The following is a 13,997-nucleotide window of genomic DNA, read 5'->3' as shown; positions in this document are numbered from 1 at the left end:
ATCCGGGGACCTACATGGTGACGCGCGCTGCCGCCTCCGGGCCCGACCGTCTCAGGCGATCGTCGTCTGCCAGACGACGGCCGCTGCCAACGCCCCGGCGCCGTTGACCGACCAGTGCAGCGCGATGGGCGCGAGCAGGCTGCCGCTGCGGTGGCGCAACCAGGTGAACACCACACCCGCCACCGCGGTGGCCGCTACCGCCAGCGCGATACCCGCGATCTGGCCAGCGACACCGCCGCCGACGATCTCGGACAAGCCCCGGTTGCCGGAGGTCAACCCGAGGGAGGAGGCGATATGCCACAGACCGAACAGCAACGAACCTGCCGCGAAGACCCCGCGGGCGCCGTAGACGCGGCCGAGCGTGCCGTGCAGGACACCGCGGAACGCCAGCTCCTCCGGGATCACCGTCTGTAGCGGAATGATGATCATCGACGCGATGAGGGCGCCCGAGATGGTGGCGTAGCGGTCGGCCATGAAGAACGGCCGGGTGATCGGTAGCGCCGCACCGATCGCGACGACGGTGAGCACAACGCCGACCGCGGCGAGGGCGTACAGGGCGCCGCGCTTCCAATGTCGACGGGACAGTCCGAGCTCGGTCCAGCCGAGACCACGGCGCCGCATCATCGTCAGCAGCACGAGCGCCGCGACCGGCACGGTGACGATATTGGCCCATGCGGTGGTGAAATGCGCGATCAGATTGGTACCCGCCAGCACCGCGACCACGACCGCTACGTCGAGGTAAGCGTGGATCTTGTGGCGACGGACCGGCACCGCGGCGTCGGGGACGGTGGAAGACATCGCCGCTAGTGTACGGACCGAACCTGTGCGTTCGGCGGCGTCGAGATCCTGATCACCCTGTGATCGATCCGCGTGCCCATCCTTCCGGATCGGCCCAGGCCTGCAGCGTGCGGTGGGTTTCGAAGCGCCGCGGCTCCCGGCTGATCGGGTCGGTGAACTCGATGGCGGAGGCGAGCAGCTGGAGTGGGCGGGTGAAGTCGCTCACGGGTTTGTCGGTGATGACGGGGTAGAAGTCGTCGCCGAGGATGGGTACGCCGAGCGAGTTCAGATGCAGCCGGAGCTGATGGGTACGGCCGGTGTGCGGGTAGAGCCGGTAGCGGCCGAGTCCGTCGCGGTGTTCCAGTAGCTCGATACGGGTTTCCGCATTGGGTTCACCGGGAACCTCCTGCGCCGCGAGCACCTGCTTTTCCTTGATGATGCGGCTGCGCACGGTCCGCGGGAGCTCCAGAGCCGGATCGTGGGGCGCGATCGCCTCGTACTCCTTGCGGACGGTGCGCTTGTGGAACATCGTCTGATAGGCGCCCCGCCGGGTGGGATCGATCACGAACAGCACCAGACCTGCGGTGGCGCGGTCCAGGCGATGCGCAGGGATCAGATCGGGCAGATCCAGCTCGCGGCGCAACCGCACCAGTGCGGTCTGCAGGATGTGCTGACCGCGCGGAATGGTGGCGAGGAAATGCGGTTTGTCCACGACCAGCAGGTGATCGTCGCGATGCACGATCGGAATGTCGAAGGGGACCTCGGTCTCCTTGGGCAGATCCCGGTGGAACCACACCGCGCCGCCGGGAACGTAGGGCGCATCGGGTGCGATCGGCCCGTCCAGGTCGACGATGCCGCCTTCGCTCAGCAGTTCATCGATGCGGGCGGCAGGCACCCGGGGCAGACGATGCACCAGATGGTCGCGGATCGTCGCCCATTCGCCGTCTTCCGGCAGCCGGAGTCGGGCCGGATCCAAGCCGTACCGCTTCGGCAGCGGAGGTTGCTGCCTTCGTCTCATCGGTAACGACAGTAATCGACGGTCGGTTGCGGGCCCGCCGACCGTCGACTGCCCTCGAGCTGTCGGCGCAGGATGGGTGGCTCAGAATCCGCGCAACCGGTCCGGGCTGATGCGCACGAGCACCGAGTACTCGTCGAAGAACTGTTCCCTGGTCATGGAGATACTGACCAGGCCATCGGTGTACTTCTCGACGTAGGCGTCGGCTTCTTCGGCGGAGATATCGGTGTCGTCGACGCGGGCTGTGCCGGTCACCACCACCACATCGCCACCGGACTCGGTGCTGTTCAGGTGCAGCGCGACCCGTGGGTTGCGGGCAATGTTGCGCAGCTTCGGGCGGTCGGGCTGGCTGAACAGCAGGAACTCGCCGTCGTGCCAGAGGAACCACACCGGATTCGGCTGAGGTGTCCCGGTCGGGCCGACGGTGGTGAGCCAGACGACCTGCTCCTTGTCCAGGCGCTCGGCGACGCGGGCGCCGAATTCGGTCGAGGTGTCGACGAGTTGCGCGGATCCGGTGGTGGTCATGGTGATCTCCTCGGTCGTTGCGGTCACTTGTCGAGCCACAACACCATGACCTGCACCACCATTCCCGGGCATGACCCATCGGCCGGCGAGAAGTACGCTGAAGACATTGCACGACAACGGGTCTGCTCAATGTCGACGGCCCTCGGCGGCATCGTGCAGACGGCCGTGATGGTGGGTGTCGGTTGATCGGCGCTGGTGGTTCCTGGAAAGCGGGGGAGTGCGGCTCGGTGAGTATCGGAAGCATCGATGGGCAGGTCGTCGACGGCGATACGGGACCGGGGGTGCCCGCGGAGTTTCCGCCGGTGACGCGGATGCTGCTGCACGCCGATGGGTCGACCACTCGGATGCTGGAAGCTCTGCTCGGGGAGACGGTGTCGCTCACGCTGCTCGATCAGCGGATCTCGACTGCGGCGGGACTGTCCGACCGGGTGCGTGAGCTGCTGGCGTGCACCAGTGAGGAACAGGTGGTGTCCAGGAGGTCCGAACTGCGCGTCGACGGCACTGCGGTATCGCGCAACGAGGTGACCGTCACGTGCCGGGACCCGAAACTGACCGCGATTCTGACCGACGCCCGAATACCGATCGGACACGGTCTCCTGGCCTCACGCCGGTTTCTCGGCCGGACCGTCGTATCCATCGGCTGGGATATCTGGCACGGGGACGAAGCAGCAGCGTGTGCCTACAAGGAGTACGTCTTGTCCGACGAAACGACCGCCATCGCCCACATCCGCGAACAGTTCAACCCTGCCCTGGTCCCGAGCGGTGCGGCGCGGTGAAGGTACTCGTCGCCGGAGCCGGAATAGCGGGATTGACAACTGCGCTGAGCCTGCACGCCGTTGGCATCGATGTGCAGGTCATCGATGGTGTTCGGGCGCTGCGCCCGCTGGGCGTCGGTATCAATCTGCTACCGCATGCGGTGGCGGAACTGACCGGGCTCGGTGTGGGTGCGGCGCTGGCCGACAGCGCGATTCCCACCGCCGCGGCAGTGCATTTCGATCGATTCGGCAACCGGATCTGGAGCGATCCTCGCGGTCTCGCCGCCGGCCATCGGTGGCCGCAGTACTCGATCCACCGGGGCGAGCTGCACACCATATTGCTGCGGGCGGTGCGGGAGCGTCTCGGCGACGGCGCCGTGCGTGAAGGGCTGCGCTTCGAGGCCGCCACCGAGGGCCCGGACGATGTCAGCTGCCGAGTTCGCGACCGCGCGGCCGGGACCACCGTCGAGTTGGTCGCCGACGTGCTGATCGGCGCCGATGGTCTGCACTCCGCTGTCCGTGCGCAATTGCATCCGGGGGAGCAGGCCCCACGCTGGAACGGCATTCGCATGTGGCGCGGTATCGCCGAGGCCGATCCCTTCCTCGACGGGCAGACAATGATCCTGGCCGGCTCCAACACGGCGGCCCGATTCGTCGCCTACCCGATTTCCGTTGCAGCGCAACAGCGTGGTCGGGCAGTGATCAACTGGGTTGCCGAAGTCCGGGTCGACGACGAGGCGGCACAGGATCCCGACTGGAATCGCACGGGTCGCCTCGAGGACGTACTGCCCCACTACGCGGGCTGGCGGATCGCCGGACTCGATGTCGCCGAACTGATCTCGGCCAGCGGTGAGATCCTCGAGTACCCCATGGTCGATCGAGACCCCTTGCCGCACTGGGGCACCGGTCGCATCACGCTGGTCGGTGACGCCGCGCATCCGATGTATCCGATCGGCTCCAACGGTGGTTCGCAGGCGATTCTCGGCGCGCGGGTGCTTGCCGCCGAGCTCGCCGCAGCCCCGGACCCCGTCACGGGCCTCACCCGCTACGAATCGGCTCGCCGCGAACAGGCCAACGCCATCGTCCTCGCGAACCGAGACATGCCGATGGACCTCGTTCTGCACCTGGTCGCCGAACGGGCGCCGAACGGATTCACCCGCATCGAAGACGTGCTCACCACCGACGAACTGGCCGCCATCGGTACGGCCTACCGCCGTACCAGCGGGGCGGGTTCGGGGCCGGGAGCCGGCCTGCCTTCGACGCCGGGCTGACGCTGTTTCCCCGCATGGTGATCGGGCCGGTCACGCACGGCTCGACCGCGGCGGAGTCAGCCGGCCGCGCGGTCGTACGCGTCGCGGTTGACCAGCACCTCGTCCATATGAGCCTCGGCCCACAGCTTGATGCCGTACACGAGGCCATGCAACGACAGGCCGAGTTCGGTCAGTTCGTAGGTCACCGTGGTTGGCACGGTTGGCGTCACCGTACGGATGAGCAGCCCGTCGCGCTCGAGGGACCGTAGCGTCTGGGTGAGCATCTTCTGGCTGACCCCGGCCAGCCGCCGCGACAATTCGGAGTAGCGCATCGCGCGCGGTTCGCCTGCGCCGTCGGGCTGAGGGTGTGGGCCGTCGCTGCCGAGCGCGGCCAGCACCAGTGCCACCCACTTGTCGGAGATCCGGTCGAGCAGTTGACGGCTGGGGCATTTCGCCAAAAAGGCGTCGTAGTCCAGTTTCGCCTGTGCCCGCTGCTGGGCCGCCGTCATCGTCGGCATCGACCGCTCCTTCCTACCGTGCGGAGAGTTACGCACTCCGAAGTGCCTGCTTCCCGATAGAGAGTTACACATCCATTGTGGAGTGGCAACGACAGAAAATCTATAGGAGGCTGTTATGCCCAGTACGTTCCGCGCCGCGATCATCCGCACCCCGGGTGGCCCCGAGTCCATCGAGATCATCGACGTTCCGGTCGCCGAGCCCGGTCCGGGCCAGGTCCGGGTCCAGATTGCCGGGGCTACGGTCAACCCCGTCGACCTCGGGGTGGTCGCAGGGGTGTTCCATCAGCTCGGGCTGATCGACCAGCCCGACCACGTCGGGCTTGGCTGGGACTTCGCGGGCACCGTGATCGCCGCCGGACCCGGAGTCGACATACCGGTCGGCAGTCGAGTGGCAGGGCTGGTCGCCGGATTCGACCGTGACTACGGCACCTACGCCGAGCAGCTCGTGGTCGCGGCGAGCGATATCGCGCTCGTACCCGATGGTCTCGGCCTGGTGGCGGCGGCCACCGTTCCGGTCAATGGCCTGGCCGCGGCCCAGCTGGTCGACCTGCTCGGTGACAGCGCCGGGCGCGACCTCCTGGTCACCGGGGCCGCGGGCACGGTCGGGGGATACGTGATCGCGCTCGCCCAGGATCGTGGTTGGCGGGTGACGGGATCCGCCCGGGCCACGGATGAGAAGTTCGTCCGCGGACTCGGCGCCGATTTCACTGCGTCGCCGGAGCCCGGTTGGGATGCGGTCGCCGACGCGGCCGCGCTACAGGATGAAGGGCTCGCGCTGGTTCGTGACGGCGGCGTGTTCGTCGGTGTGCGGCCGAGCGCGGCACCGGCTCCGCAGCGGGGGATCACGGTGCACGCGGTGCAGGCTCGCCCCGACGGTGCCCGGCTGGCTCAGCTCCTCGAGGCCACCGCGAGCGGTCACCTGCCTGCGCGGGTGCATGCCGTCGTGCCACTCGTCGATGCTGCCGACGCACACCGCGCTGTCGCCAAGGGCGGCGTGCGCGGCAAGTACGTCCTGCGCCCCTGAGGATCGTGGCCTGGGCGGGGACCCGTCCGGGGCCGCATCACCCACGCCGTATAAGGTAAGCCTATGCAAACCTGGGAGGGGTAGTTGATTCTGCGGAGGGGCAGCGCGTCCCGCGCCCGCGCCGCCGCAGCTGATCGCCGATATCGATAGCCGAGCGGTGCCTGGAATCGCGGCGGCTGCGATGCGACGAAAGAGTGGAGAGCCAGTGGACAGACTTCTCGTAGTCGGCGCCGGACCGAAAGCGATGGCTGTCGCGGCCAAGGCGCATGTGCTGCGCTCGCTCGGCCTGCCCGCACCGCAGGTGACGGTGGTGGAGCCGCATGCGGTGGGAGGCAATTGGCTGGGAACCGGCGGCTGGACCGACGGGCGGCATCGGCTCGGCACCAGCCCGGAGAAGGACATCGGGTTCCCGTATCACTCCACCTGGGCGCGCGGTCACAATCAGGCGATCAACGAGGCGATGATGGCCTTCAGCTGGACCTCGTTCCTGGTCGAGCGCGGCACCTATGCCGAATGGATCGACCGCGGCAGGCCAAGCCCGCAGCACAATGTCTGGGCCAAATATCTGCAGTGGGTCGCTCGCAAGATCGGTCTCGACCTGGTTGCCGGAAGTGTGCGCAAGATCTCGGCCGCGGCCGACGGCTGGTTGGTCACCGTGGCCGACGCGGACGGCCTGATCAGTGAGATCGATACCGATCGCCTCATGATTTCCGGCCCCGGCGACAGCGGTCGCGCCTTGGCCCGCCATCCGAAGGTGTTGAGCGTCGCCGAATTCTGGGACCTGGCCGGAAAACGTCAGCTACCGGCGTCCTCGCGGGCGGCGGTGATCGGCGGCGGGGAAACCGCGGGCTCGGTGATGGATGAGCTGGTTCGCCACGATGTGTTGATCGTCTCGGTGATCTCACCGGCCGCCACCATCTACACGCGCGGCGAGAGCTACTTCGAGAATTCCCTGTTCAGTGATCCGGCCAAATGGCGTGCGCTGAGTATCGAGGAGCGCCGGGATGTGGTGCGCCGCGCTGATCGCGGCGTGTTCTCGGTGCGGGTGCAGGACGCACTGATGGCCGACAGTCGTGTGCATCACCTCCAGGGCCGCGTCGTCCGGGTGGCGGAACAGGGTGATGGGGTCGGGCTCACCCTGCGCAACGAACTACGCCCCGATCAGGTGCACGGGTTCGACCTGGTGGTCGATGCCACCGGCGGTCAGGCGCTGTGGTTCCTCGATCTGTTCGACGCCGATGCCGCCGATCTGGTGGAACTCGCTATCGGCGGTCCGATCACGCAGGCGCGGATCGAGACCGCGATCGGGCACGACCTTGCTGTCGAGGGGCTGGATGCCAAGTTGTATCTGCCCAATCTGGCGGGGTTGGCGCAGGGCCCGGGTTTTCCGAATCTCAGTTGTCTCGGCCAGCTTTCGGATCGGGTCCTGGCGACACCGGCGGCGGCCGCGGGTGTGCGGATGGTGGAGTCCGCGTACGCGGCTCGCCCCTGAGCGCAGCCCGGCAGGTCGTAGGCTAGGCTTGCCTTACTAAGTTTCGGGAATGAGGTTCGGTTCATGCGTATCGTTTCGTTCGGCTTCCAGACCTGGGGTCGTAAGACTCTGCAGGCTCTGATCGATTCCGAGCACGAGGTGGTGCTCGCGGTCACGCATCCAGCCAGTGAGCATTCCTACAAGGGCATCTGGTCGGATTCGGTCGAGGACCTGGCGCGGGACCACAGCATCCCGATTCATCTGACCGAGCGGGCCGATGAGGAGACCATCGACCTGGTCAAGCGGGCCGAACCGGATCTCATCGTGGTGAACAGCTGGTACACCTGGATGCCGTCGGAGCTGTACAACATGCCCACCCATGGCACGCTCAACCTGCACGACTCGCTACTACCCAGGTTCACCGGGTTCTCTCCGGTGCTGTGGGCGCTGATCAGCGGTGAGAGCGAATTCGGGCTCACCGTGCACCGAATGGACGAGCAGCTCGACACCGGCGACATCCTCGTGCAGCGTTCGCTGCCCATCGGCCCGGACGCCACCGGCACAGAGCTGGTGCTGGCGGGCATGGACCTGATCCCGGGCGCGCTGAACGAGGCCTTGGACGCCGTCGCCTCCGGAACAGCGGTGTGGCGGCCGCAGAACAAGGCCGAGCGGACCTACTTCCACAAGCGTTCCGAGCGTGACAGTCGCATCGACTGGAACTGGCCCGCAGTCGATCTGGAGCGTTTCGTCCGGGCGCTGTCCGCGCCGTACCCACGTGCGTTCAGCTATTACCGCGGTGCGAAGGTCGAGATCCTGGCCTCTCGGGTGTCGTCCGCACGTTACGGCGGTACTCCCGGCCGGGTGATCGTGCAGGAGGACGGCGGCGCCGTGGTCTGTGGCCCCGATGCGTTCCGCGGCGGTAACCACGGCCTGGTGATCACCAAGGTGCGCACCGCCGACGGCGTCGAACACGACGGCGCCGAATTCTTCCGCCGCGGTGGGTATCTCACCGATTCACCGGCCGAGCCGGCATAGAGCCAACCAGATCAGCGGCGAAGACCAAGCGCGGGGCCGGAGGAACCATGTCGACCATTGCCAACGACGCCGCGAGTCCACGGGCGCGTCGGACCGATCTGGTGCGCCGTCGCGGCGGTGACACCGGTGTCACCGGCCGGATGACGGTGAGCGCACCGGTCTCCGGACCGCGCCGCCCACTGTCACCGGGCCAGTCCCGCGCCTGGTTCCTGCACACCAGGGAACCCCACAGTTCCTCGCTCAATATCGGTGTGGCCTACCGGCTTTCCGGTGCCCTCGATGTGACGCGGTTGCGCACCGCGGTCGCAACGGTCGTCGCCGAACACGACATGCTGCGCACCAGCTACGGTCTCGGCATCGACGGCGAGGCCTATCAGGTGGTCCGCCCGGACCTGTCGCCCTCCTGGCGCGAACATGATCTGTCGGGGCGTTCCGCGGCCGGGCTGGCCCGCCGGGTCGAGGTGCTGGTGCGGCGGGAACTCGGCCGTCCGTTCGACCTGTCCGCGGACGCGCCGCTGCGGCTGAGCCTGATTCGCACCGGCGGTGACGAATTCGTGCTGGTGTTGGTCGCGCACACGATCGCATGGGACGACGAATCGCTGAGCGTATTCACCGCGCAGCTCGAGGCCGCCTACAACGTCTCGGCTCCCGCCCATCGCGCACCTACCCGGTTCAGCGATGCCGCGATCCGCCGTGCCGACGACAGCGTCGCCCTCGACTACTGGCGGCGCACACTCACCCCACTGCCCGATCTGCTGGAACTTCCGGGTGGCCCGGTGGCCGATGCCGCCGGGAGCGCAGCCGAATGTCATGGCCGTGCGCTCCCCCCTGCTCTGGTGGAGCGAGTGCGCGCCTACGCCGGTGCGCATGATTCGACGCCGACCGCTGTCCTGTTCGCCGCGTACTCCGCACTCATCCACCGCTACACGGCCGCAACCGACTTCCTCGTCGCGATGCCGGTGACGCTGCGAGACTCGGACCCGGGCACTCACATCGGCTACTACGGCAATACGCTCCTGCTGCGCGCCACCCCGCGAACCGATTGTGCCTTCGCCGATTTCGCCGAAGCGGTGACCGCGAGCTGCGCGCGGGCGTTCGCGCACAAGCACACCGGTATCGACCGTGTCGTCCACGCGATCAATCCGGACCGCACCGGTTCCCGTGACGGGCTCGAGCATCTGGTGCAGGTAGGTTTCGGAGTGCGTGGCAGCGGTTCGGGTTTCGCGCTCGACGGTGTCACCGCGACAAAGCTCGAGCTCGGCGGGCCGCGGTTGCCGGTGCCACTGCGGTTCACTGTCACCCTTGATCCGGCAGCGCCGCGCATCGACATCGAGTACCGGCCGGGCCGACTCGACGCCGAGCTGGCCGCGCAGATGCTCGGTCATTACCTTCAGCTACTCGACAGCGCGCTCGCCTGCCCTCAACAGCATCTCGGCGAGCTAGACATGTTCGGCCCGGACGGCCGGGCCCGGTTGCTCGCGGTCTCCCGCGGCGAGCAGGTCGAGACCGTGCCGGACACGCTGGTGTCGTTGTTCGAGCGGCGTGTGACGGCCGCGCCCGACGCCGTGGCCGTTATCGCGCCCGCCGAACGCCCCGCCTCCGACCTGGAGTTGACCTACGCCGAACTGAACCGGCGGGCGAACCGGTTGGCGCATTGGCTGATCAACGCCGGGATCGGTACCGAAGACATCGTGGCGCTGCGCATTCCGAATTCCGTCGAATTCGTCGTCGCGGTGCTGGCCGTGCTCAAATCGGGGGCAGCGTATTTGCCGGTCGACCCGGCGTATCCGGACGAGCGCATCGAACACCTGGTCGCCGACGCGAAGCCACGGCTGGTGCTCGGCCGGGTCGAACTGGCCGCCGCCGAGGAGTCGGCGCTCGCCCGTCCGCACCACGATCCGGCCGATGGCGATCGGGTCCGGCCGTTGCACCCGGACAATCTCGCCTACATCATCTACACGTCCGGCTCGACCGGTACGCCCAAGGGCGTGCCCGTTGCCCATGCCGCGATCGCCGATCATCTGATCGGGTTCGGCGCGCAATGGGGCATGACGGCCGATGATCGGCTGCTGCAGTCGTCATCGGTGAGTTTCGACGCCTCGCTGCTGGATATCTTTCTCACCCTGGCTCTCGGTGCCCGCCTGGTGATCCCACGCCAGGACGCCTTCCGCGATATCGGTTATATCGCTGACCTGATCAGCCGATACGGGGTCACCGTGCTGCATATGGTGCCGTCCCTGCTCAGCACCTTGCTGCTGTTGCCAGCGGTGAGCGAATGGCGTGCGCTGCGCCATGTTCCGGTGGGTGGTGAGGCGCTGCTCGGTGAGGTCGCCGACCGGTTCGCCGGCGTCTTCGATGCCGAACTGCGTAACCATTACGGGCCCACCGAGGCTGTGGTGTCGGCGACGCATATGCCGGTCGAGGGCCCGCAGGGGACCCGGATCGTGCCGGTGGGTGTGCCCAATCGCAATGTGTGCGCCTACCTGCTCGACGAACGGCTGCGGTTGGTACCCGCGGGAGTCGTCGGAGAGATCTACCTCGGCGGTGACCAGCTGGCCCGCGGCTATCTGGGCCTACGCGGGCAGACCGCCGAACGTTTCGTCGCCGACCCCTTCGATCCGGGCAAACGGTTGTATCGCACCGGTGATCTGGCGCGTCGAAATTCCGCAGGCGAACTCGAATTCGTCGGCCGCGCCGATGAACAGGTGAAAGTGCGCGGTTACCGGATCGAACTGGGAGAGGTGCAGGCCGCGATCGCGGGACATCCCGGTGTCGCGCACTGTGTGGTGGTCGCGACGGCCGATCGTGCGCTCGGGGTCACTCTGGCCGCGTATGTCGTCCCCGCCGGGAGCGCGCTCGACCTCGACGATGTCCGTGATCACGCGGCGAATTCGCTGCCGGAGTTCATGATTCCCTCGGCGTTCGCCCAGGTCGACCGAATTCCATTGACCGAGCACGGCAAACTGGACAAGCGCGCACTGCCCGAGCCGCGCCGCGTCGGTGCCCGAACCCGGACGGAACTGGCCACCGTCACCGAGGTTCGTCTCGCCGCGCTGTTCGGCGAGATCTTCGGCAGGGACGAGGTGGGCGCCGATGACTCGTTCTTCGAGCTCGGTGGTCATTCCCTGCTGGCCAACCAGCTGGTGGTGCGGATCCGCGCCGAATTCGGTGTCGAGATCGACGTGCGTGCTCCGTTCGACACCCCGACGGTCGCCGGACTGGCCGCACTGATCGAGTCCACGCCGGTGACCATCGGTCCGAACGGTTTGCCGCCGTTGACGAAACATCAGCGGCCCGAACGAATTCCGCTGTCACAGGCGCAGCGTGCTGAATGGGTGATGGGTGCAACGGGTGTGGTCGAGGCCGCCGTCCGGCTGACCGGACCGGTGGACGAGGCCGTATTGACCGCGGCGCTCGGCGATGTGATCGGCCGCCACGCCGCGCTGCGTACCGTTTTCCCCAGCGAGGACGGTGAACCGCGACAGTCGATCCAGCCCGTGGCCGAGGTGCGGCTTCCGGTCACCACGGTGGACGAGGGTGGGTTGGCCGCCGCGCTGGCCGATGCGCGGGATCATCACTTCGATCTCGCTTCTGGCCCGCTGCTGGCCGCACGGCTGTTCTTGCTGGACGACGGCGCCCGTGTGCTGTCATTGCTGGCCCACCGCTTGGTCGCCGACGACCCTTCGTTGCGCACGGTGATCTCGGATCTGGCGATCGCCTATGGATGCCGGATCACTTCCGGGCACCCACCGCAGTGGGGCGTACCCGCGATCGACCACGCCGATTTCACGCTGTGGCAGGCCGCGGCGGCCGACATCGTGGGTCTCCGCGACCCGCATCGAGTGGAGCAGGAGCCTCCCGCGTCCGCGGGACTCACCGTCGACCGACCGGACTCGGGAACATCGGCGGGTGCCCATACCGTCACATTCGGTATCCCGTCCGGCCTGCGCCGTCGTCTCGAAGCGCGGGCGGAGGCCTGCGGTGCTTCGGATTTCATGCTGTATCAGGCGGCCGTGACCGCGTTGCTGTTCAGGCTCGGGGCAGGCACCGATATCGTCATCGAGATCCCCGATAGCGGGCGTACCGACGCCGCGGCGACCGATCTGGTCGGACCGCTGGCGGGGATGCGGCGGTTGCACACCGATCTGTCCGGCGATCCGAGCCTGGCCGATGTGCTCGATCGCGCCCGCGACGCGGCCCTCGGTGCCCTCCGGAATGGGGATCTGCTGACCGATTCCCGGCCCGGCCCGGCTACGTCCTTGCCGCAGGCGGTGATCCGCTGCGATAGCGCGGACGGCATCGGCGCTGCCTGGCTCACCGACGATGTCCACATGACGCTACTGCCTGCCGCACCGGTCGCGCGGCGGGCACTGACCTTCGTGTTCACCCCATCCGGCGACGGTGAGGTCGATGCCGGTGTGATCGCCGATGCCGGCCGCTACGAGCCCGCGACCGCCGGAATGATCGCGCGCTACCTGCTGAATGTGCTGGAGCAGTTCGCCGATCTGCCCGAGCGTGGTGTGGGCGAACTGCGGCTGATGACCTCGGCCGAGCAGGAACGAGTGCTCGGTGAATGGTCGACCGGAGTCGAGCCGTCCGACCTGCGTGGACTGGCGGCCGTGTTCCGGCACGGCCGGGCGGTGCCCGGCGTCCGGATCGCCCTGCGCCACGGTGCGCAGATGCTCAGCTTCGGTGAGCTGTTCCAGCGGCTCGATGACCATGCCGCCGGGACGCGCGCTTCGAACGAATCCGAGCTGGACCGGCTGATCGGTATGTTGGCCGAGCTTGCGCCACAGCCCACTGCACCGGTGGCTGTGGGCGTGCTCGGCGCCGGATCCGCTCGACCCGAACTCGATCGGCAGATCACCGTCCCGATACCGGAGGTGACTGTCGGTCCGCTGACCTTATCCACGCTCGCTCTCACGGCGGCCGTGGCCGACCGCCGTTCCGTGGCCGCCGACCGCCGCTGCGCGGGATCCGATCCGGCTCGCCGCCGCCCGGATGTACGGCTGTTCGCGCTCCATCCCGGCGACGCCCAGCTCGGCGCGGATCTGCTCGCTGCGCTGACCGACGGTGCGACCCTGATACTCGCCACCGAGGTGCAGCGTACGGATCCGGCGGCGCTGGCGGAGGTCGTCATCGAGCATGCCGTGACGCAGGTGATCGCATCGCCACGCCTGCTCGCCGATCTCGCCGCAAGCGATATCGAGCTGTTGCCGACAGTGCATCGTTGGGATGTCACCGGAATTGGTTGGACCCCAGGCATTTCCGAACGGCTGCGGGAGCTGGCGCCCGCTTCCGTTGCCACCTTCGCCTACCGGGCGCCCGGCTATCTGGGTGCTGTCGCGCGTGGTCCGCTGCGCGACACCGGCCGGGCCCGCCCGGTGCCAGGGGCGAAGATCTTGCTGCTCGACGATCAGATGCGGCCGGTGGCTCCCGGCGTGCTCGGTGACGTCTACATCGGCGGGATCGCGCTGGCCTCGGAGTTCACGAGGGGAGCAGCGGTCTGCGTATTCGTCGACGACCCGTTCGAACCCGGGCAACGCCTGCTCCGCACCGGAGATTCGGCGCGTTGGACCGCCGATGGATGTCTCGCGTTCGCGCGAGCTTAGGCTTACCTACAATCA

General features: G+C 67.7%; 10 protein-coding genes. 6 read left to right on the top strand and 4 right to left on the bottom strand.

The genetic code is table 11. The features are described 5' to 3' along the window. Positions 1-51 precede the first annotated feature (51 nt). From GV792_RS09470 to GV792_RS09460, 3 genes are all read right to left on the bottom strand, one after another. A complete protein-coding gene (locus GV792_RS09470) occupies positions 52-798 on the bottom strand; it encodes a CPBP family intramembrane glutamic endopeptidase (RefSeq protein ID WP_163823674.1) in 747 nt (248 codons plus the stop codon). A 52-nt stretch (positions 799-850) separates the two neighbouring features. Further along, positions 851-1,795 (bottom strand): RluA family pseudouridine synthase, encoded by a 945-nt coding sequence (locus GV792_RS09465; RefSeq protein WP_163823673.1) that lies wholly within the window; start codon positions 1,793-1,795, stop codon positions 851-853. Positions 1,796-1,876: 81 nt separating this feature from the next. Further along, the gene (locus GV792_RS09460; RefSeq protein ID WP_163823672.1) at positions 1,877-2,317 is read right to left on the bottom strand and encodes a TIGR03667 family PPOX class F420-dependent oxidoreductase; all 441 of its coding nucleotides are present in this window, start codon (positions 2,315-2,317) and stop codon (positions 1,877-1,879) included. A 227-nt stretch (positions 2,318-2,544) separates the two neighbouring features. Between GV792_RS09460 and GV792_RS30210 the strand changes: the two genes are divergently transcribed. Together GV792_RS30210 and GV792_RS09450 are read left to right on the top strand one after the other, a co-directional pair. Further along, positions 2,545-3,093: a chorismate--pyruvate lyase family protein gene (locus GV792_RS30210; protein WP_163823671.1), complete on the top strand. Its 549-nt coding sequence runs from the start codon at positions 2,545-2,547 to the stop codon at positions 3,091-3,093. Further along, positions 3,090-4,343, top strand: coding sequence for a flavin-dependent oxidoreductase (locus tag GV792_RS09450; protein ID WP_163823670.1), 1,254 nt, complete (start codon positions 3,090-3,092; stop codon positions 4,341-4,343). Before GV792_RS30210 ends, GV792_RS09450 begins: the two co-directional genes overlap by 4 nt. A gap of 56 nt (positions 4,344-4,399) precedes the next feature. On the opposite strand, the gene GV792_RS09445 is transcribed toward GV792_RS09450, so the two are convergent. Then, positions 4,400-4,840: a winged helix-turn-helix transcriptional regulator gene (locus tag GV792_RS09445; RefSeq protein ID WP_163823669.1), complete on the bottom strand. Its 441-nt coding sequence runs from the start codon at positions 4,838-4,840 to the stop codon at positions 4,400-4,402. Between the two features lie 115 nt (positions 4,841-4,955). On the opposite strand from GV792_RS09445, the gene GV792_RS09440 reads away from it, so the two are divergent. The 4 genes from GV792_RS09440 to GV792_RS09425 all read left to right on the top strand — a co-directional run bounded on the left by GV792_RS09440 (position 4,956) and on the right by GV792_RS09425 (position 13,982). After that, complete coding sequence (locus GV792_RS09440; protein WP_163823668.1) at positions 4,956-5,864, top strand: NADP-dependent oxidoreductase; 909 nt, start codon at positions 4,956-4,958, stop codon at positions 5,862-5,864. A 205-nt stretch (positions 5,865-6,069) separates the two neighbouring features. Next, the gene (locus GV792_RS09435) at positions 6,070-7,356 is read left to right on the top strand and encodes a SidA/IucD/PvdA family monooxygenase (protein ID WP_309139092.1); all 1,287 of its coding nucleotides are present in this window, start codon (positions 6,070-6,072) and stop codon (positions 7,354-7,356) included. A gap of 63 nt (positions 7,357-7,419) precedes the next feature. After that, positions 7,420-8,370, top strand: a complete 951-nt coding sequence (locus tag GV792_RS09430) for a methionyl-tRNA formyltransferase (RefSeq protein WP_163823666.1) — start codon at positions 7,420-7,422, stop codon at positions 8,368-8,370. A 47-nt stretch (positions 8,371-8,417) separates the two neighbouring features. Further along, entirely contained in the window at positions 8,418-13,982 is a 5,565-nt protein-coding gene (locus GV792_RS09425) for a non-ribosomal peptide synthetase (RefSeq protein WP_163823665.1), read from the top strand. Positions 13,983-13,997: the final 15 nt, after the last annotated feature.

The sequence above is a fragment of the Nocardia cyriacigeorgica genome, assembly GCF_010868145.1.
Taxonomy (GTDB): Bacteria; Actinomycetota; Actinomycetes; order Mycobacteriales; family Mycobacteriaceae; genus Nocardia; species Nocardia cyriacigeorgica_D.
Note: the sequence above shows the minus strand (reverse complement) of the source record. Positions and strands in the feature narration are given on the sequence as shown.

Excerpts from the sequence above, each read along its gene's own strand:
- GV792_RS09470 (WP_163823674.1), bottom strand. The coding sequence starts at position 798 with ATGTCTTCCACCGTCCCCGACGCCGCGGTGCCGGTCCGTCGCCACAAG.
- GV792_RS09465 (WP_163823673.1), bottom strand. The coding sequence starts at position 1,795 with ATGAGACGAAGGCAGCAACCTCCGCTGCCGAAGCGGTACGGCTTGGAT.
- GV792_RS09460 (WP_163823672.1), bottom strand. The coding sequence starts at position 2,317 with ATGACCACCACCGGATCCGCGCAACTCGTCGACACCTCGACCGAATTC.
- GV792_RS09445 (WP_163823669.1), bottom strand. The coding sequence starts at position 4,840 with ATGCCGACGATGACGGCGGCCCAGCAGCGGGCACAGGCGAAACTGGAC.
- GV792_RS09440 (WP_163823668.1), top strand. The coding sequence starts at position 4,956 with ATGCCCAGTACGTTCCGCGCCGCGATCATCCGCACCCCGGGTGGCCCC.
- GV792_RS09430 (WP_163823666.1), top strand. The coding sequence starts at position 7,420 with ATGCGTATCGTTTCGTTCGGCTTCCAGACCTGGGGTCGTAAGACTCTG.
- GV792_RS09425 (WP_163823665.1), top strand. The coding sequence starts at position 8,418 with ATGTCGACCATTGCCAACGACGCCGCGAGTCCACGGGCGCGTCGGACC.